The organism is Arthrobacter monumenti, from assembly GCF_054511255.1.
Window position 1 is genome coordinate 58,647 of sequence record NZ_JBTNCY010000009.1, and the last position, 19,488, is coordinate 78,134.

At 61.1% G+C, this 19,488-nt stretch carries 17 protein-coding genes; 5 read left to right on the top strand and 12 right to left on the bottom strand.

Annotated features, from left to right (window positions below; genetic code table 11):
• Nucleotides 1-47 precede the first annotated feature (47 nt).
• A complete protein-coding gene (locus ACX80B_RS14545) occupies nt 48-1,157 on the top strand; it encodes an alpha/beta hydrolase (protein WP_459297395.1) in 1,110 nt (369 codons plus the stop codon).
• Here ACX80B_RS14545 and ACX80B_RS14550 read toward each other — a convergent pair.
• From ACX80B_RS14550 to leuA, 3 genes are read right to left on the bottom strand one after another with little or no spacing between them, the layout of a single operon-like run.
• A complete protein-coding gene (locus ACX80B_RS14550) occupies nt 1,154-1,957 on the bottom strand; it encodes an isoprenyl transferase (protein ID WP_459297397.1) in 804 nt (267 codons plus the stop codon). The two genes, ACX80B_RS14545 and ACX80B_RS14550, sit on opposite strands and share 4 nt — an antisense overlap.
• On the bottom strand, nt 1,954-2,703 hold the full coding sequence (gene recO / locus ACX80B_RS14555; RefSeq protein ID WP_459297399.1) for a DNA repair protein RecO: 750 nt from the start codon (nt 2,701-2,703) through the stop codon (nt 1,954-1,956). Before recO ends, ACX80B_RS14550 begins: the two co-directional genes overlap by 4 nt.
• A gap of 12 nt (nt 2,704-2,715) precedes the next feature.
• Nucleotides 2,716-4,461 (bottom strand): 2-isopropylmalate synthase, encoded by a 1,746-nt coding sequence (gene leuA / locus ACX80B_RS14560; RefSeq protein ID WP_459297401.1) that lies wholly within the window; start codon nt 4,459-4,461, stop codon nt 2,716-2,718.
• Nucleotides 4,462-4,726: 265 nt separating this feature from the next.
• On the opposite strand from leuA, the gene ACX80B_RS14565 reads away from it, so the two are divergent.
• Entirely contained in the window at nt 4,727-6,676 is a 1,950-nt protein-coding gene (locus tag ACX80B_RS14565; protein WP_459297403.1) for a M13 family metallopeptidase, read from the top strand.
• A gap of 63 nt (nt 6,677-6,739) precedes the next feature.
• Here the strand turns inward: ACX80B_RS14565 and ACX80B_RS14570 are convergent, their stop codons facing one another.
• The 5 genes from ACX80B_RS14570 to ACX80B_RS14590 all read right to left on the bottom strand — a co-directional run bounded on the left by ACX80B_RS14570 (nt 6,740) and on the right by ACX80B_RS14590 (nt 12,274).
• Nucleotides 6,740-8,326 (bottom strand): LCP family protein, encoded by a 1,587-nt coding sequence (locus tag ACX80B_RS14570; protein ID WP_459297405.1) that lies wholly within the window; start codon nt 8,324-8,326, stop codon nt 6,740-6,742.
• Nucleotides 8,327-8,485: 159 nt separating this feature from the next.
• Nucleotides 8,486-9,424 carry a GTPase Era gene (era, locus tag ACX80B_RS14575; RefSeq protein WP_459297598.1) on the bottom strand — a complete coding sequence of 313 codons (939 nt, stop codon included), beginning with the start codon at nt 9,422-9,424 and terminating at the stop codon, nt 8,486-8,488.
• 5 nt (nt 9,425-9,429) lie between these two features.
• Entirely contained in the window at nt 9,430-10,743 is a 1,314-nt protein-coding gene (locus tag ACX80B_RS14580) for a hemolysin family protein (protein ID WP_459297407.1), read from the bottom strand.
• Nucleotides 10,740-11,213 (bottom strand): rRNA maturation RNase YbeY, encoded by a 474-nt coding sequence (gene ybeY / locus ACX80B_RS14585; RefSeq protein ID WP_459297409.1) that lies wholly within the window; start codon nt 11,211-11,213, stop codon nt 10,740-10,742. The genes ACX80B_RS14580 and ybeY overlap by 4 nt, the downstream gene beginning before the upstream one ends.
• 5 nt (nt 11,214-11,218) lie before the next feature.
• On the bottom strand, nt 11,219-12,274 hold the full coding sequence (locus tag ACX80B_RS14590; RefSeq protein ID WP_459297410.1) for a PhoH family protein: 1,056 nt from the start codon (nt 12,272-12,274) through the stop codon (nt 11,219-11,221).
• A 464-nt stretch (nt 12,275-12,738) separates the two neighbouring features.
• On the opposite strand from ACX80B_RS14590, the gene ACX80B_RS14595 reads away from it, so the two are divergent.
• The gene (locus ACX80B_RS14595) at nt 12,739-13,566 is read left to right on the top strand and encodes a GerMN domain-containing protein (protein ID WP_459297412.1); all 828 of its coding nucleotides are present in this window, start codon (nt 12,739-12,741) and stop codon (nt 13,564-13,566) included.
• Nucleotides 13,567-13,594: 28 nt separating this feature from the next.
• On the opposite strand, the gene ACX80B_RS14600 is transcribed toward ACX80B_RS14595, so the two are convergent.
• From ACX80B_RS14600 to hrcA, 3 genes are all read right to left on the bottom strand, one after another.
• Nucleotides 13,595-14,413: a 16S rRNA (uracil(1498)-N(3))-methyltransferase gene (locus tag ACX80B_RS14600; protein ID WP_459297414.1), complete on the bottom strand. Its 819-nt coding sequence runs from the start codon at nt 14,411-14,413 to the stop codon at nt 13,595-13,597.
• A gap of 2 nt (nt 14,414-14,415) precedes the next feature.
• Nucleotides 14,416-15,546, bottom strand: a complete 1,131-nt coding sequence (dnaJ, locus tag ACX80B_RS14605; protein ID WP_459297416.1) for a molecular chaperone DnaJ — start codon at nt 15,544-15,546, stop codon at nt 14,416-14,418.
• A 79-nt stretch (nt 15,547-15,625) separates the two neighbouring features.
• A complete protein-coding gene (hrcA, locus tag ACX80B_RS14610) occupies nt 15,626-16,639 on the bottom strand; it encodes a heat-inducible transcriptional repressor HrcA (RefSeq protein ID WP_459297418.1) in 1,014 nt (337 codons plus the stop codon).
• A 185-nt stretch (nt 16,640-16,824) separates the two neighbouring features.
• On the opposite strand from hrcA, the gene ACX80B_RS14615 reads away from it, so the two are divergent.
• Together ACX80B_RS14615 and ACX80B_RS14620 are read left to right on the top strand one after the other, a co-directional pair.
• Complete coding sequence (locus ACX80B_RS14615; protein WP_459297420.1) at nt 16,825-17,679, top strand: DUF3097 domain-containing protein; 855 nt, start codon at nt 16,825-16,827, stop codon at nt 17,677-17,679.
• A gap of 193 nt (nt 17,680-17,872) precedes the next feature.
• Entirely contained in the window at nt 17,873-18,226 is a 354-nt protein-coding gene (locus tag ACX80B_RS14620; protein WP_459297600.1) for a DUF4870 domain-containing protein, read from the top strand.
• 15 nt (nt 18,227-18,241) lie between these two features.
• On the opposite strand, the gene hemW is transcribed toward ACX80B_RS14620, so the two are convergent.
• The gene (hemW, locus tag ACX80B_RS14625) at nt 18,242-19,471 is read right to left on the bottom strand and encodes a radical SAM family heme chaperone HemW (RefSeq protein ID WP_459297422.1); all 1,230 of its coding nucleotides are present in this window, start codon (nt 19,469-19,471) and stop codon (nt 18,242-18,244) included.
• Between the last annotated feature and the right edge of the window lie 17 nt (nt 19,472-19,488).

Genomic DNA, 19,488 nt, shown 5'->3' on the forward strand with positions numbered 1-19,488 from the left:
TTGCCGTTCGCACGCCTGCTGCCAAACCGGGCCGATAGGATGGCCGGATGGAAGCCGGGCAAAGCATGGAGTCACCCTCATGGGAACCTGACTTCCTGGGACACGGATTCGAGAAGCTGGACCTTCCGCTCGGCACCGATGAAGAAGGAGAAGTCCTCGCCACCCTGGTCCGCTATCGGCCAACCGCCGCCGTTGAGCCGGCCGGAGAGGATATGCCGCTCCTCCAGCAGTTACGCACCTGGTGGAACGGGAACGGGGACAACCCCACCGGGCCCGCGCGGCCGGCTCCACAGGCAGTTCTGTACGTCCATGGCTGGAACGACTATTTCTTCCATGTTGAACTGGCGCAGTTCTGGGCCAGCCTCGGAGTCGCGTGTTACGCCGTGGATCTGCGCAAATTCGGCCGGAGCCTGCGACCGCATCAGACCCCGGGATACATGACCTCACTGGAGGATTATGATGCTGACCTGGAAGCCGCTATTAAGGCAGTCGAAACGGACCAAAGAACACTCCACGGGCAGGCCAATATTGAGGGCGGTTCCGCCGAGGTGAATGTGAACCTGATGGCGCACTCCGCTGGCGGGCTGATAGCGGCGCTATGGGTTCATCGGCATCCCGGAAGGATCAGGAGTCTGATCCTGAATAGTCCGTGGCTGGAGTTGTATGGCAGCTCGATCGTGCGCAACGCGACCGCTTCCCTGGTGGAGCCCTTGGCGCGCGTAAGACCCAAGGCGAGGCTGAAACTGCCGGAATTCGGGTTGTACTGGCGGAGCTTGAGCAATCAGGCCGATGGCGAATGGGAGCTGAACAGTGACTGGCGGTGGGAATACGGCTTTCCGATCCGGGCCGGGTGGCTCCGGGCCGTGCTCGCCGGTCATTCCCAGATTGCGGCCGGCCTGAAGATTGATGCTCCGGTGCTGGTACTGATCTCGGCGCGCTCCGTGGTCAGCCCCACCTGGACGGATGATGCGATGCAGACGGACATCGTGCTCGATGTTGAGCAGATCGCCCTGCGCGCACCCGGACTAGGCCGAAGGGTGACGATAGTCCGGACCGAGGGTGCGCTGCACGATGTTCTGCTTTCCAGCAAGTCGGTGCGGCATCAGGTCTACCAGGACCTAGAGCAGTGGGCGCGCTGCTACCTGCTTGAGGCCTAGGAGGATGCAGGCCCGCCAGCCGCGTCCACAGCCGCACCATACCGCCGGTCGCGGCGGGCAAAGATCTCGATGGCCTCCCAGAGGGTCCGGCGGTCGACGTCGGGCCAAAGCGTGTCCATGAAGACCATCTCCGCGTACGCGGATTGCCACAGCATGAAGTTCGACATCCGCTGTTCGCCCGAGGTCCGCAGGAACAAATCGACGTCGGGGAGATCCGGTTCGTCGAGGTACTTTTGAATCGTCTTTTCGGAGACGCTTTTCGGACGCAGCCGTCCGGCGGCAGCATCTTCGGCGATAGCCGTCACCGCGTCGGCGATTTCGGCCCGGCCACCATAGTTCACGCACATGGTCAGGTGGCAGGTGTCGTTGTTCCGGGTGCGCTCCTCGGCTATCTCAAGTTCATTAATGACCGATCGCCACAGCCGTGGCCGGCGGCCGGACCAGCGGACCCGGACGCCCCATTCGTCGAGTTGGTCGCGCTGGCGCCTGAGAACGTCCCTGCTGAAACCCATCAGGAATCTGACTTCTTCGGGCGAGCGTTTCCAGTTTTCGGTGGAAAAGGCGTAGACGCTGACGTATTTGACGCCGATATCGATAGCGCCGGCCATCACATCCAGCAGGGCCGCTTCTCCGGCCCGGTGGCCCTCAATCCGCGGGAGTCCACGGCGGTTGGCCCAACGCCCATTGCCGTCCATGACGATGGCGACGTGTTCCGGGATGAGTTGGGCAGGAATTTCCGGCGGAATGGCACCGGAGGGGTGCTGCCAGGGCTTGATGGGGGTCCGGGCGGTACGGCTCACACACGCTCCACAAGTTTCATGGACCTCACGGCCCGTTCGAGATGCCACTGCAAATATGCGGCCACCAGAGTGGAGGCCTCCTTACGGTGTTGCGGATCGGAGCGGACTGCCTGGTTCCAGTCGCCGGCCAGGAGGGCAGCGAGCAGCACCACTGTTTCCGGAGCGGGCGAGGCTGACCCCGGCGGACGGCATTCGTGACACACAACGCCGCCCAGCGCAGGAGAAAAGGCAGAATGTGGTCCAGGTTCGGAACACCGGGCACAATCCGTAAAGTTCGGTGCCCAGCCCGCCGTCGACAATGACCGCAGAAGGTAGGAGTCCAGGATCATTTCCGGCGCATACTGTCCACGGCTCAGCGCAGCCAGTCCGCCCACGAGCAGCAGATATTGTGCCCGCGCCGATTCGCCATCGACGTCGGTCAGTCTCTCCGCCGTTTCAGTCATGGCAGCGGCCACTGTATACCGGCCGTAGTCGGCAACAATCTCCCGGCCATAGGATCCCAACGACACCGCCTGGGTGATGATGTCGAGGTTCCGTCCGGAAATCAGCTGCAGGTCTGCCACCATGAACGGTTCCAGCCGCGCGCCGAACTTGCTGCTGGTGCGGCGGATCCCTTTGGCCACCGCACGGATCTGGCCGTGATCCCGCGAGAGGAGGATGATAATGCGGTCCGCCTCACCCAGCTTGTAGGTGCGCAGCACCACGGCCTGGTCCCGGTACGTACGGGAGGCGAATGACTTGGACACGCCTCTATTGTCTCATTTGCTTTCGTCGCGGATGGCCCGGTTGACCGCTGATATGACGGCTTTCAGCGAGGACATCGTGGTGTTGGCGTCCATTCCAATGCCCCACAGCACCCGCTCCCCCACGGCACATTCGACGTAGGCCGCGGCCCGCGCGCTGCCGCCGGAGGACAACGCGTGTTCCGAGTAATCCAGCACCCGGACATCCACTCCGTCACGGCTGAGAATGTCGAGCAATGCGTCTATCGGGCCGGTCGCAATGGCAGTACGCCGGACTGCAACGCCGTCCACCAGCATGGACGCCGACAATGATGTGGCGCTGCTTTCCGTGGTCTGTGTATTGACGGAATTCAGCGTGTAGTGGCCCCACTGGCGGGCGGGATCCTTCGACTCACCCGGCAGATACTCGTCAACAAAAACGTTCCATAGTTCGGGACCGCTGATTTCACCGCCCTCAGTATCGGTGCGCCGTTGCACGACTCCGGAAAATTCAATTTGGGCGCGGCGCGGCAGATCGAGGCCATGCTCCGACTTGAGCAAGTAGGCTACGCCTCCCTTGCCGGACTGCGAGTTGACCCGGATAACAGCCTCATAGCTGCGGCCCAGGTCCTTGGGATCGACCGGCAGGTACGGGACCGCCCATGGGATCTCGTCGACAGTTTTGCCAACTGCAGCAGCATCGCGTTCCATCGCATCAAAGCCCTTTTTGATGGCATCCTGATGCGAGCCGGAGAAGGCCGTGAAAACCAGGTCGCCGCCATAGGGCGAGCGTTCCGGTACCGGGAGCTGGTTGCAGTATTCGACCGTCCGGCGCACCTCGTCTATGGAGGAGAAGTCGATCTGGGGATCGATGCCCTGACCGAATAGATTCAGGCCGAGGGTCACCAAGTCAACGTTCCCGGTGCGTTCGCCGTTGCCGAAGAGACAGCCTTCAATCCGGTCTGCTCCAGCCAGATAGCCCAGTTCGGCCGCCGCGACGCCCGTACCCCGGTCGTTATGTGGATGCAGCGACAGGATGACGTTCTCCCGGTTGTCCAGATTCCGGCTCATCCACTCGATCGAGTCGGCGTACACGTTGGGGGTAGCCATCTCCACGGTCGCCGGGAGGTTGATGATGACCTGCCGGTCTTCGGAAATCTCCAGGACATCCGTCACCGCGTTGCAGATGCGGGAGGCGAACTCGAGTTCAGTTCCGGTGTAGGACTCGGGTGAGTATTCGTACGTTATGTGCGTGTTCTTGAGCTGTTCCTCGAACTTCCGGCACAGCCGGGCCCCGCTGAGGGCAATGTCGACAATGCCGTCCTGGTCCTGGTTGAACACGACGCGGCGCTGCAGGGCGGACGTCGAATTGTAGAGATGGACGATGGCGCGGTCTGCGCCCTCCAGGGACTCATAAGTGCGCTCGATCAAGTGCTCACGAGCCTGGGTCAGCACCTGGATCGTCACGTCATCAGGAATGTGATCGGACTCAATCAACTGGCGGACGAAATCGAAATCCAGCTGCGAGGCGGAAGGGAAACCGACTTCGATTTCCTTGTACCCCATCTGCACCAGCAGATTGAACATCTTCAGTTTGCGCTCAGGCGTCATCGGATCGATCAGCGCCTGATTACCGTCCCGAAGGTCGACAGCACACCAGCGTGGTGCCTTCGTGATTCTCTTGTCCGGCCAAGTGCGGTCAGGAAGTTCGACGGTGATCTGGTCCTGGAACGGCACATATTTGGAAATGGGCATTCCGGACGGTTTTTGTGCATTACGCAATGTGTTGGCCTTTTCTGTTGGGTTTTCTAGAAGGTTGGCCGGCAACACAAAACTCCGCAGCGAGGGATCGGCCTGTCACTTTGGTGAGTGTGTGGCCCCGCTGCGGCAGCTAAGAAGGAGCATTCCTGCGCGCACAATTCCAGCCTAACATGGCGCGTAGGATGAGGGTGAAACGCGCCATAGGAGCCGCAACGCAGGGTATTTCCCGGCAGCGCGGCCCATGGCATCAGTCAATTGGGGCCCGGCCCCGGATAGTGGAGAAGCAGTGCCGAAATCGGGAATCGACTTAGCCAACATGGACCGTGCCATCCGTCCGCAGGATGATCTGTTCCGAAACATAAATGGACGGTGGATAGCGGAAACCGACATCCCCGACGACCGTCCGCTGGAAGGTTCGTTCACCTTACTCCGGGACGCCGCGGAGGTGGCAGTGCGCGCCATCATCGAAGAAGCGGCGGCGACCGGGCCGGATGCCACGGATCTTCAGCACAAAATCGGAGATATGTACTCAAGTTTTATGGACGAACGCCGGATAGATGCGCTCGGGGGCAGTCCGGTGTCGGCTGATATCGAAGCCGTCTATGCCACTTCCACTATTAGTTCGCTGATGGGTTTGATGGGCAGACTCGGCCGGGAAGGTGTTAGCGGTCTGTATCAGTTCTACATCAATAACGACGCCGGCAATCCGACCCGCTATTTGTTCCACTTGTTGCAGGGCGGGCTGGGCCTTCCGGACGAGTCGTATTACCGCGAGGAGCGGTTCGGGAGTGTCCGCTCGGAGTATCAGCAGCATCTCGGCCGTCTGCTTGAGCTGGCCGGCGTCGAAATTCCGGAGGCGGCGGCGCACGTGATGGCATTGGAGACCAAGCTGGCCGCCCATCATCTCGACAGCGTTTCCTGCCGCAATCCGCAACTGACCTACAACCTCACGCCGGCCGCTGAGCTGGCCGGGATGTCGCCGCAGCTGGAAACGTGGTTAACGAACCTGGGAGTCGGAAACGTGCAGCGGGAGGAAGTCGTGGTCGCGCAACCCAATTTCATCCGCGGCGCCGAAAGTCTCTTGAACGAGATTCCGCTGGAACATTGGCAGCATTGGCTGGCCACCCAGATTCTGCACAGTGCGGCGCCGTTTCTCGCCTCCGGATTCGTTGCGGAGAATTTCAGCTTCTATGGCTCGACTCTCAGCGGGACACCGGTGAATAGGGAACGCTGGAAGCGCGGCGTGGGACTTGTTGAAGGCGCACTGGGCGAAGCCATAGGTCAGCTCTACGTCGAGAAGCATTTTCCGCCCCGGCACAAGGAGCGGATGGAGGAACTCGTCGCGAATCTGCTGGAGGCCTACCGGCAGAGTATCTCGGAGCTGTCATGGATGAGCGGGGAGACGATTACCAAGGCGCTGGAGAAGCTTTCGAAATTCAAAACCAAGATCGGCTATCCCGAAAAATGGATCGACTACAGTGCGTTGAAAATCCAACCAGGTGATCTGCTCGGCAATATCCGCCGGGCCTCGGTGTTCGAACTGGAGCGGCAACTGGCAAAAATCGGATCGCCCATCGATACCCAGGAGTGGCTGATAACTCCTCAAACAGTGAACGCGTACTACAACCCCACGATGAACGAAATCGTCTTCCCGGCGGCGATTCTACAGCCGCCCTTCTTTGATGCGGATGCCGATCCGGCGGCGAACTATGGCGGTATTGGTGCCGTGATCGGGCATGAAGTCGGTCATGGTTTCGATGACATGGGATCGCAGTTTGACGGTGATGGAGCTCTCCGCAACTGGTGGTCGGATGAGGACCGGGCCGCCTTCGAGTCACTGACCGCGCGGCTGGTCGACCAGTTCAACGAGCTCAGTCCGGACGTTGCACCGGACCACACGGTCAATGGTTCATTGACACTGGGCGAAAATATCGGCGATCTGGGCGGAATGACCATCAGCTATAAGGCTTATGGGATTTCACTTGATGGACAGGAGCCCCCTGTCGTTGACGGGTTGAGCGGTGCCCAAAGGTTCTTCGCGTCCTGGGCGCAGGTCTGGCGTCAAAAGATCCGGGCCGAAGAAGCCATTCGGCGGCTGACTATAGACCCGCACTCCCCCAATGAATTCCGGTGTAACGCGGTGATCCGTAATCTGGACGAGTTCCATGAGGCCTTTAGCGTAAAACCCGGTGATCAGCTGTGGCTGGACGAAGAGGAACGCGTGCGGATCTGGTAGCAAGTCTCCGTTGCTGCCCCTCCTGCTCCGTCCCGAATCGGGCGGGGCAGGAGCTGCCCGGCGCTAGGCCTGGCAGGTAACCTGATCCGCCGTCTGTCCCACAAGTCCCGGCGGCAGGTTGTTCCCCTGGGAGAGCTGCGATCCTTCGGTGAAGTCCTGGCCGACGGACAGCTTTACCCCGGATAGAGAAGCCGACGCGACGACCTGTGAATCGGGGATTCCCAGTTCACTGGCGACCTGAAGGGCCATCTGCTCTGAAACAATGCCGCCATAGAACAGTTGAGTACCGGGAAGGACAGCAGCCCGCGGGCCGATGGAAGTCATCGTGTAGCCCTCGGACTGCAACACCTCCAGCAGCTCGGCGGCGCGTCCGCTCGTTCCTGAAGCATTGACTATCTCGATCGGGATGGTGGCCGGATCAAACGCGGGAGGTTCGCTGGCGGATTCCGATGGCGGGGGTGACGCCGGGGTGGAAGGTGCTGGGGAGCTGGCGGCACCAGTAGGCGATGGGCCGTCCTTGCGGTCATCGGCGGTGACGTCGCCATCCTGGCGGAGGGTCTTGAACAGCTCGTTGGCCGCAGGTTGCTGGAGCTGCAGTCGTGCAGGGTTCTGCGGCCACGGCTCGTTTGGAACCGTGATGAACGTTACATCGGAGAGATCGACCTCGCTGAGCCGTGTGGCCATGGTGACGAGCGCCGGGATCTTGGATAATCCTTCATCAACGGTTAGATTGCGCGTGACGGTCTCGGCTATCGAATAAAGCTCGGGCAGATTGCTTAGGGTGCCGTTGTCCTTGATCTTCCGGACCATGGAGGAAAGGAAGCCTTGCTGCGCACGAATCCGGCCCAGGTCGCTGCCGTCACCAAAACCATGGCGTGTCCGGAGGAAGGCAAGCGCCTGTTCACCCTTGATCTTGCTGACGCCCGCCGGCAGATTCAAGTTGGACTTTGGATCCCGGACAGGCTGATTCAGGCAGACCTGAACGCCACCGAGAGTATTGGATAATTCCTTGACCGCATTGAAGTCCGCCATCATGAAATGGTCGATGGTAAGACCGGTTATTTGGTTGATGGTGGCCACGGTGCACCCCGGTCCGCCAAAGCTCAGTGAGCTGTTGATCTGGGCGATAGGTTGAGCCGGATAGATGGTGCCCGACTCAGGGTCCTCGCATGCCGGCATCGGCACCACCAGGTCCCTGGGGAAGCTGATCACTGTCACGCGTTCGCGGTCCGCCGACAACTGCACCAGCATCATCACGTCGGCGTGTCCATAGCCTTGCGCCAGTTCGGTGGAACCGTAGCCGGAATTCCCCGTACGGGTATCCGTGCCAATGACCAGGATCTGGATCGGATCGGTTTCCTTGTCGACAGGAGGCTCGGAGACCTCTTCGGTTCCCAGATTCAACGGAGCGGTTGCCAGATTCGACTGCAGCCGCCACAACTGGACGCCGACGAAGGCAAGTCCACCGATGAGGACGACCGTCAACGATACGGCGACAATCTTCAGCCAAAGGGATGCGCCGCGGCGCAGCCGCATATGGCGGCCGGCACCACCTTGACCAGAGGAATTCCAGTCGCCCGCTCCCCCGTTTTGGAAGGTTCCACCCCTGTTCCGGGCGCCGTCGTCCCCACCAGTGCGGCGACTACCCATAGTTTGGACCTCTCAGGAAATACGAAAAGAATTGCGGAATTTCACATATTTTACGCGTTCAATCTGGACGCAGCCTCAATAAGCTCTACCGTTCAGCGTTACACCTTACCTGCTTGATGGGCATCCAAGCATCCGCCCACACCGCCTTACGGCAACGGATTAGAAGCCCAGACGCACCAGCTGTTTCGGGTCGCGCTGCCAGTCTTTGGCAATTTTTACATGCAGATCCAGGTAAATCCTCGTGCCCAGGAGTGCTTCGATACCCTTTCTGGCCGCGGTCCCAACCTCCCTGAGCCGGGCACCGCCGCGGCCGATGATGATCGCCTTCTGCGACGAGCGTTCGACAAAGAGATTGACCCGGACATCAAGCAATTGATGGTCCTCATCCCTGCCTTCGCGGGGCACAATTTCCTCCACTACGACGGCGAGCGAGTGCGGCAGTTCATCGCGCACGCCTTCGAGTGCCGCTTCGCGGACCAACTCCGCGACCATGACCATTTCCGGCTCGTCGGTAAGTTCTCCATCCGGATAAAGCGGAGGGGATTTAGGCATCTGCTGTATCAGGACGTCGGCGGCAGTGTCCACCTGGTATCCATCGGCAGCGGAGACGGGCACGATGTCCGTCCAGCCGTCTGCGCCGAGCACATCAACTCCGAGTTTGCTGACGGCCAGCAACTGTTCGGTCAACGCCGCGCGGGAAACGAGATCTGTCTTGGTAACGAAGGCGACGATGGGCTTACGCCCCAACGCTGCGAGCTGGTTGGCGATGTAGGTGTCCCCCGGCCCGATTTTTTCATTCGCCGGCAGGCAGAAACCGATCGCATCGACTTCGGCGAGCGTATCGGCGACCAGATCATTAAGCCGCTGGCCGAGCAGCGTCCGGGGGCGGTGAAGCCCGGGCGTGTCGACCAGGATCAGCTGGGCATCCTCGCGGTGCACAATTCCGCGGATGGTGTGCCGCGTGGTCTGCGGCTTGGCGGAAGTGATGGCTACCTTGTGTCCGACCAGTGCGTTGGTCAGCGTCGACTTACCGGCGTTAGGGCGCCCCACCAGAACCGAAAAACCTGCGCGGTAGTCGGGATTGTCGCCCGGCGTCATGAGAGTCACGATGCGTTCACCGGCTCATTCTGGTTCACGGGTTCCGAGTCTTCTTCCTTGTTGTTGTCCTGTTCAGGCTGGAAAGCGATGATGTGGCTGATGCGGTTACGCCGTCCCTCGATCCGTTCGCCCCGCAATGAAATCCCATGCACTTCCACTTCGCTGCCGACGATGGGTACTCTGCCAAGCGCCTTGGCCAGCAGCCCGCCAACCGTTTCCACTTCGTCGTCGTCCAGATCGATTCCAAACAGCTCGCCGAGATCATCAATGTTCAGTCGTGCGCTGACGCGGTATTGGCCATCACTGAGCTCCTCGACTTCGGGCGCCTCTGAATCATACTCGTCGACGATTTCTCCCACGATTTCCTCGATCAGATCCTCCAGCGTCACGAGACCCGCGGTACCGCCGTACTCGTCGACAACGATGGCGACGTGGGTGGATTCCCGCTGCAGCTCCTCGAGCAGGTCTGCCACGGGCTTGGATTCAGGAACGTAGCGGACGTCACGGCAGATATCGGCGGCCAGGGGCGGTTCGTCGTCGTCGTGCAAACCATGAATGGTGGCTGCGACGTCCTTGAGGTACATCACGCCAAGAATCTGGTCGGTGTTGTCGCCAATCACCGGGATGCGGGAGTATCCGGAGCGCAGGAACAGCGACATTGCCTGCCGCAGGGTTGCATCCGCGTCGATGCTGACAATATCCATCCTGGGAACCATGACCGATCGGACTTTGGTGTCGCCGAGCTCGAAGACAGAATGAATCAGCTCCGCTTCGTTATCCTCGATCATTTCGGCTTCGCTTGCGCGGTTGACCAACTCGCGGAACTGCTCTTCGGTGAAGAAGACTTCGGCAGTTGCTGCGCCCGGTGTCACTGTATTGCCAAGTGCCACGAGCCACCGGGGCACCGGTCCGAGCACCGTCCGGAGCATCCGGATGGGCCAAGCGGTTGCCTTGACGATCGCTGTGGAACGGACCCGGCCCAGCTGGCGGGGTGAAACACCCACCAGCACAAAGCCAACACCGGCCATTGCGATGGTGGCGACCAGGCCGGCAAGCCAGACGCTGTCCAAAAGGTTCAGGAACAGGATGGCGACGGCGACGGCGGCGGCCATCTCGAACCAGATCCGCCAGAACCGGAGCGCATGGATATGCGAGACCGGATCATCGAGGATCCGGCGTATCGGAGCGTTGCCCGGTTTCTTCAGCAGCTCTTCGGCCTCCTGCCGCGGCAGGAAGCTGAAGGCAGCCTCAGAGGCCGTCAGAATGGCCGCGATCAGGATGAAGGCCAGGGCCATAATGGTCATGGTTACGGTGATCACTGCTTCGTCTCCGTGGGTGCGGCCCTGCCGGTGAAACCGGAGAGCAGGTCGCGCTGCAAGCCGAACATCTCCCGTTCCTCGCCGGGTTCGGCATGATCATAGCCAAGGAGGTGCAGGATCCCGTGGGTGGTCAAAAGCAGCAGTTCGTCACCGGTGCTGTGGCCGGCCTCCGCGGCTTGTTCTTCCGCCACTTGCGGGCACAATACAATGTCGCCGAGTACACCGGCCGAGCTCGGCTGTCCTTGGGTCCCGGGTCGCAATTCGTCCATGGGGAAGGACAAGACGTCCGTGGCACCGGGTTCGTCCATCCACTCGATGTGGAGCTTCTCCATGGCCTCAGTATCGACCAGAATGATGGACAGCTCGGCCTGCGGATGCACATGCAGACGGTCCAGGACGTAACGCCCGAGCCGGGACAGCTCTTCGTCGTCCGCCGCCATCGCCGACTCATTATTGATCTCGATACTCATGAGGCTCACCTGGGCTTCCGGGACGGGCTGTGCCCGTTGCGGCTGCCAGCCCCGCGGGATTCGTAGCTGCGCTGGATCTCGTCCCAGCGGCCGTAGGCGGTGACGATTTCGCTGACCAACTGGTGGCGGACGACGTCGGAAGCGTCAAGCGTGGAGAATACGACGTCGTCGATATCCTGCAGGATCTCCGACACGATACGCAGACCGGAACGGGTGCCCCCGGGGAGGTCAACCTGGGTGACATCGCCGGTGACGACCATCTTCGAACCAAAACCGAGCCGGGTGAGGAACATCTTCATTTGTTCCGGTGTCGTATTCTGCGCCTCGTCCAGAATGATGAACGCATCGTTCAGTGTGCGGCCACGCATATAAGCCAAGGGCGCGACCTCGATGGTCCCCGCCGCCATCAGCCGTGGAATTGAATCCGGATCCATCATGTCGTGCAGGGCATCGTAAAGCGGACGCAGGTAGGGATCGATTTTCTCGTTCAATGATCCAGGCAGGAATCCGAGCCGCTCGCCCGCTTCCACGGCGGGCCGCGTAAGGATGATTCTGTTGACTTCCTTGTGCTGCAGAGCCTGCACAGCTTTCGCCATGGCGAGATACGTCTTGCCTGTACCTGCCGGGCCGATACCGAAGACGACGGTATTGGCGTCGATAGCGTCGACATAGTTCTTCTGGTTGACCGTTTTAGGCCGGATGGTTTTGCCGCGGCTGGACAGAATATTGTGGGTCAGGACATCCGCGGGCCGGCTTGAGGTCTGCTCGCTCAGCATTGTCACCAACTGCTGGAGGAGCTGCGGGGTTATCAGGGTCTGCTTGGCGGCGAGGGTCCGGATCTCTTCGATCAGGCGGACGATCCTGCCTACGTCGGCAGCTGGACCGCCGACAGAGACGTCATTGCCGCGGACGTGAAGACTAACACCGGGGAAGGATTTTTCGATAAACCGCAACGCCTCGTCCTGGGCGCCAAGCGACTGGACCATTTGTTCTGTCGAGTCAAAGGAGACTTTTTCCGTTGACGTGTCAGCCGGGTCGAGGTCGACTGGAAATTCGGTCATATGAGCGGCCGTCGAAGGCCTTTTATCTCCCCTTTAAGTATCGATTAATTAGCAACCGTTGCCACGGTTCAGATTCCACTGCCGTTTCTGCGGCACCGGCTTCCCTTTAATGGTACGGCACAGCCCGCGATTACGCCCGGAGCGAGCGGCAGGTCGGGCCAATAGGTTGCGGTCCGGTTTCAGAAGAATATCAATCAGGTCTCAGTACGGTTGAGATGGGGCAATTAGCCGGTTTTGCCGGTGGACCGTGTGCCAAGCTTGGGAGATCCTCCCGGTGCAAAGGCGCCGGGACTCTGTTCAGGCAAGGAAAGAACGGCACCATCATCGGCAAAATACAGCGGGCACGCGGGGGCGGCACCGGATCAGTGCGCAGCTTCCATGGGTGGCTCGCTACATTGACGATGTCGTCACTTCTGCTGATCGGATGCACCGCAGACGTGGCCGAACCAGTTCAAGAAACTTCGATGCCAGCCCCGTCAGCCGTGGAAGCGCCGGGAGCCAGGTCGTCGGCGCTGTCCAGCGTCCCGCTTGAATCGGCTAAGACTGCAGCGCAGACTCCGGTCTACTGGCTTGGGGAGAGCAGCCGAAGCGTATACCTCTACCGTGAATTCCGGCAGACCGAGAATCGCGGCGATCCGATTACGACCGCCGTTCACGCGATGACAAATCAGCAGCCGCTGGATGAGGATTACTTCAATCCCTGGCGGCCCGCGTCCTCCATCGGCGCTTCCATTTCAGCCAAAAACGTCATCACGGTGGACATCTCCGCCGATGCGTTCGAACAGCCACTTGATGAGGGTATGGCCCGCCGTGCCGTCCAGCAGTTGGTCTATACCGCTACTGCGGCCGCTGCCAGTTTCGGATTGACTGCGCAGAATCAACAGATACAAGTCGTTATCCTGGTCGACGGCCGCACGGGCTATAAGGCGTTCGGGCACATCCGCCTGGGAGAGCCGATGGTGCGTGAGCATTCGCTCGCGGCTCCCGTCTGGATCATCGATCCGCAGGCAGGCACCGTGTACGCCGACAGCAAGGTCGTTGTCAGCGGCCGCGGTGTCTCCCGGAACGGCACTCTTGGCTGGGAGATCAGGGAAGTCGGGACCGGCGCGGAAGAACCGGAATTAGCGGAATACCCGTCCGGTTCCGTGGCCCTTGATGGTGAAGGAATGAACTCCGGTACCTTCAAGTTCTCCGTGACGCTGCCGAGGGGAGCATACGAATTGTCAGTCTTCCAGGGCGAACCCGGTGGCGAACGCGATTTTGTCGACTCCAAGCAATTCAGGGTCGAATAGCCCGGTTTGGACCGGGCGCGTGACGGAACTAGTCCCAGCGGCCCAGCAGATGGCTGAGCACAGAAACGGCTGCGGGGCCGGCTGTCGAGGATCGCAATACATGCGTTCCAAGCCGGACAGGGATGGCACCCGCATCGGTCAATGTCCCGATTTCCTGATTGCTGATGCCGCCTTCGGGACCCACAATGAGCAGGATCTTTGGCACATCTCCTAATCCGGACGTCTCCTGCGGGTGCCCGCTCCGGCCTGCGGCCGCCTGCAGCACCGGCGACGCAGCCGAATCGGCCGACAGTGACGCCATCGTAGCGGTTGCTTCTTCATGCAGTATGAGTGCCAAGTCGGCCAGGGCGGTAAATGCGACGAGTCCGGCGCCGGTTACATGCGGATGCACCTCCGGTACGCGTGCACGGCGCGCCTGCTTGGACGCGGCCTGGACGGTCGCCTGCCATTTGTCCCGGCCCTTGGCCGCTTTCGTGTCTTTCCACCGCACAATGGAACGGTCAGCCTGCCACGGTACGACGGCGTCGATTCCCAACTCGGTGGCCGCTTCAATGGCCAGCTCGTCGCGTCCGCCCTTGGCAAGGGCCTGGACCAGCACCAGTGAAGGCGAAGGCAGAGGTTCATCGAGCACTGACAGAATTCTTACTGGCAGCGCTTCTCCCCCGCCGTCGGCGACTTCTCCGCTGACCCGCCGGCCGGCGCCGTCGACGATGTCCACCGGTTCCCCCGGTGCCAGCCGCTTGACCGTGCGGGCGTGGTGCCCCTCGGGGCCGGCGAGCTGGTAGGTGTCACCGGCCTCCAGCTGCGCCAGTTCAGATGGTGAAGCGAAAAATACGGGGTTGGTCACCCTTAGAGGTTACCGAGCCGGTCCCGGAGTTTCGCGAAGACACCGCTTCCGCTGGATACGAGCTTTCCATCGCTGTACTGCTCATTCCGGGCGGCGGCCAGCTGGCGCAACAGCTCTTCCTGTTCGCCGTCGACCTTGGTGGGGGTTTCCACATGAATATGGACCTTGAGGTCTCCCCTGCCATAGCCGCGCAGGTGGGTGACGCCGAGTCCCTTCAGCGTGATGACTTCGCCGGCCTGGGTGCCGGGCTTGATGCTCAATTCGCGTTCGCCGTCGAAGGTGTCCAGGGTGACGTCGGTACCCAGGGCGGCGGCCGTCATTGGCACGCTCATGGTCGCATGCAGATCATCACCCTCACGGACGAAGTTCTGCTCGCTGTTGACCTTGATTTCAACGTAGAGATCGCCGCTGGGTCCTCCGGCCACGCCGGCCTCGCCCTGCCTGCCCAGTTGGATCCTGGTTCCGGTGGCAACGCCCGCGGGAACCTTCACTGTCAAGGTACGGCGGTTGCGGACACGGCCTTCACCGGCACATTCGTGGCACGGGTCGGTGATGATGGTTCCGAAGCCCTGGCACGATCCACATGGTGCCGTTGTCATGACCTGGCCGAGGATGGAGCGGACCGCGCGCTGGACCTGTCCGCTGCCGCCGCAAATATCGCAGGTGCGCGGGGAGGTGCCGGGGCGGCTGCAACTGCCGTCACAGGTAGGGCAGACGACGGCGGTGTCCACCTCGATCTTCTTGTTGACGCCGAAGACGGCGTCCTTGAGGTCAATCCGTACGGTAATCAGCGCGTCCTGGCCGCGGCGCATACGCGATGCCGGCCCACCGCCTCCGCCGGCGCCGCCGAAGAACGTCTCGAAGATGTCCTGGAAGGCGAATCCTTGGCCGGAGTAGCCGCTGCCGAAGCCGTTGTCCGTACCGTTTTCGTTACCGGTGGTGTCATAAACACGGCGCTTCTGGGGGTCCGAAAGCACCTCGTAGGCATGGGTGACAACCTTGAACTGATCAGCCGCCTCCGGCCCCGAATTAACATCGGGGTGGAGCTTACGCGCCAGCTTGCGGTAGGCCTTCTTGATCTCCTCGGCGCTGGCATCCTGGGACAGGCCCAGTACTTCGTAGTGGTTACTCAACTTCTTTGGTCTCTTCCTGTATTACTGGACACTTGCCTGTGCGGGCCGCGCAGGCATTGCCGTGGAAAGTTCTTCGTGGTCAGCCGGCCAGAATCCTGGACAGATAACGGGCAACAGCACGGACAGCCGCCATCGTGGTTGGATAATCCATCCGGGTAGGTCCGAGGACACCAATTTTGGCCAGTTCATCCGGCCCATAACCAGTGGCCACAACCGAGGCCTCGGTGAGACCGCCGTACCGGTTTTCGTGCCCGATGCGGACGGATACACCTCTGGCGTCCTGTTCCATTTCGGTCAACAGCCGCATCATCACCACCTGCTCCTCCAGGGCCTCGAGGACGGGGCCGATGGAAAGCGGGAAATCTCCGGTGGAACGGGCAAGATTGGCTGTTCCCGCCAATACCATTCTATCCTCGCGGTTGATCCCCGCCAGTTGTTCCAGCGAATTGCCCAGAACAGCTGCGACCGCGCGCTCCGCCGGGGCGCACGTGGCCACTGCTGCGGTAAGCAGCTGGGGCAACGCGACGAGCAGTCTCCCCTTTGTTGCGGACAGGAAAATGCCGCGTAACCGCAGCAGGGTCTCTTCGCCTGCATCGGCCGGCAAAGACACCACACGCTGTTCGACTTTACCGGTGGTCGCGATCAGCACTGCCAGGACCTGACGAGGTGCAAGCAGGACCAACTCTATGTGCCGGACAGCAGCGCTGCCAAGCTGTGGATACTGCACTACTGCGACCTGATTCGTGAGCTGGGACAGCAGCCGCACCGTCCGGTCCAGCACGTCGTCAAGGTCGTCCGCCTGATCCAGGAATGTATGAATGGCACGCCGCTCTGCCGAGGACAGCGGCTTTACAGCCGAAATCCGGTCGACGAACATCCGGTAGCCCTTGTCGGTGGGAATTCGCCCTGCACTGGTGTGCGGGGCGGCGATGAGGCCCTCTTCCTCCAGGGCGGCCATGTCATTACGGATCGTCGCGGAGGAAACACCCAGCTGGTGACGTTCCACAAGGGCTTTAGAGCCGACGGGTTCACGTGAGTGCACGTAGTCTTCGACTATCGCCCGCAGCACTTCGAGCCGGCGCGGTTCACTCACGTTTCACCTCCTCTGACATTGCTTAGCACTCAACATACCCAAGTGCTAAGTCTAATACGTTCATACCCATTGCTAGCATGGGTACGCGCTCGGCTTATTCACCAGGCCGCTGTGGGTTATTGCGGCAAGTAATTCGGTCCGGGCGCACCCCACAGAATCCGGTTCCGGCGAAGAAGGTCGATGATATGTACAGCTATGAATGGGGACCTCAGGACCTGGCCTCCCCCGCCGGCCGTCAGTCCTTGCCGGAGATTGCAGCGGAAAATGGACTAGTGCTGGAAGACGCACAGTCAGGCTGGGTAGGCGCAATCGTCCGGGTGGAAAAGTCGGGCGGCCTCCACGTCCTGACCCTGGAGGACCGCAGGGGTAAAACGCGTTCCTTCCGGCTCGGGTACGGCTTTATGCTCGACGGCAGGCCGGTCAAGGTGGTACCGAAGGCAAAGACCGCGCCGGCGCCGGCGGCCCGAACTGCCTCCGGGTCCGTGAGGGTCGAGGGCCAGCGGGCACGCACAGCCAAGGCCAGCCGGATCTGGGTGGAGGGTAAACACGACGCCGAACTCGTGGAAAAGGTCTGGGGCGACGACCTGCGGATCGAGGGCATCGTCGTCGAACCATTGCACGGTATTGACGACCTTTCGGCGGCAGTGAAGGACTTTGCGCCCGGCCCGCAGCGGCGGTTGGGCATACTGGTTGACCATCTGGTCAACGGCAGCAAGGAGTCATCGATCGCGGCGAAGGCGATGTCCTTGCCGGGTGCGCGAGCCAATGTTCTGATCGTGGGACATCCCTACGTCGATGTGTGGCAGGCGGTGAAGCCGCGGACACTTGGGTTTGCCCAGTGGCCGGACGTGCCTCGCGGCCAGGACTGGAAGACAGGGATCCTGAAGGGCCTGGGCTGGCCGCATGGGGATCATGTAGCGGTCGCCCGCGGTTGGCAGCGGATTCTTGGGTCGGTACATAATTACGCGGATCTGGAGCCGTCGTTGTTGGGCCGGGTCGAGGAAGTTATCGACTTCCTGACCGCAGGTGAGCCGGTCTGAAGTTTGATAGCTTGTCCGCCTTGGCGCACAATAGAGCTTGAGTGCTGTGCGCTTGCAGCTATTCGACAGTGAAGATGTCCGCCGCAAATTGGCGGTCCCTATCAACCTTGAGGTCTGAAAAGTGGCAAATCCCGCACGGGGCGGTTCGCCGGAAGGCAACCAGAGCCGGCCACCCTACGCTCCGTATCAGGGTATGTCGGCGGACGCCCAGCCTTTGACGGCATCCGAAGACCGGCAGTGGGCGACCATGTCCCACTTCGGAGGGATTCTCGGGTTCCTCCCCTCGCTGGTTATCTACCTGGTGATGCGTGACCGCGGACCGTTCACAGCCCAGGAGTCCAAAGAGGCACTCAACTTCACGTTACCGCCAACTATTTTGGCGGTGCTGGCAAACTTGTTGGCCCTGATCGACGGTCTTGGTTCCATTTTCGCCGTCGTTGCGGCTCTGATTTGGCTGGCCTTGACGGTCTTCGCCGTCAAGGCCGGAATCCATGTAAACAAGGGCGAACCTCATCGTTATGCCCTCAACCTGCGGCTGATCAAGTAGTCTCAGGCGGCTGAATCAGTCGGGCAGCAGGCGGCGTACGACAGCGTCGGCCAGCAACCGTCCGTGCAGAGTCAGTATTATCCGGCCGCGGAAAGCCGCCGCCGGTTCGATCAATTCTTCGGCGATCAGCCCAGCGACTTCACCGCGTCCTTCGGCGCTCAACTCCGACATGGGCAGACCTTCGCTCAATCTGGTCTGCAACATCACCCGCTCCACCCGGCGGGTGGATGAATCCAGGGTTTCGCGTCCAGCGGCCGGCGACTGTCCGGCGGCGAGGCGGTTGGCGTACGGAACAGGATGCTTCATGTTCCACCACCGGACTCCACCGACATGTGAATGGGCCCCAGGGCCGATTCCCCACCAGTCATCGCCCCGCCAGTAGGCAAGATTGTGGCGGCATGCCTGACCCGGTTCCCGGCTCCAGTTGCTGACTTCGTACCAATGCATTCCTGCTGAACTGAGCTTCCGCTCGGCAAGCAGATATTTCTCAGCATGGTCGTCCTCATCAATGGCAGGGACCTCCCCGCGGCGCATCTGGGCGGCGAGTTTTGTGCCTTCCTCAATGATGAGCGAGTATGCCGAGATGTGGTCGGGTTGATAGCCAAGGGCAGTATCCAATGACTGCTCCCAATCATCCATCGATTCGCCCGGCGTGCCATAGATCAGATCGATGCTGACTGCCAGGCCGGCCTGACGCGCCCAACCGACGGCTTCGGGAACCCGGCTCGGCTTATGGGTACGGTCAAGAACCTTCAACACATGCGGAACGGCTGACTGCATACCGAACGAGACCCGGGTGAATCCAGCGTTGGCAAGTTGCTGCAGTGATCCGGGAGTTACCGAGTCCGGATTGGCCTCGGTGGTGACCTCGGCGCCGTCTGCCAGCGGCCACAGCTTTGCCGCATGAATGAGCAGTGCTGTCAGGTCCGCCGCGGGCAACAATGTGGGAGTACCGCCGCCGAAGAAGACGGTCTGGAGCGGCCGGCGTGGAAGTCCGGATTCCTCAAGGACACGCGCGGCAAGATCCAATTCCGCCATGGCAGTGCCGGCGTACTCGTCCTGTGAGGCGCCGGAGCCTAATTCCTTAGCCGTATAAGTATTGAAGTCGCAATATCCGCAGCGGACGGCGCAAAACGGAATGTGGATATACAGACCGAAATTCCTGCTGTCGGCTCCCTCCAGAACCTGGGCCGGCAACAGCCCATCGGACGGGGCGGGGTCACCCTCTGGTAAAACGCTTGGCATCGGTCTACTGGTGTTCT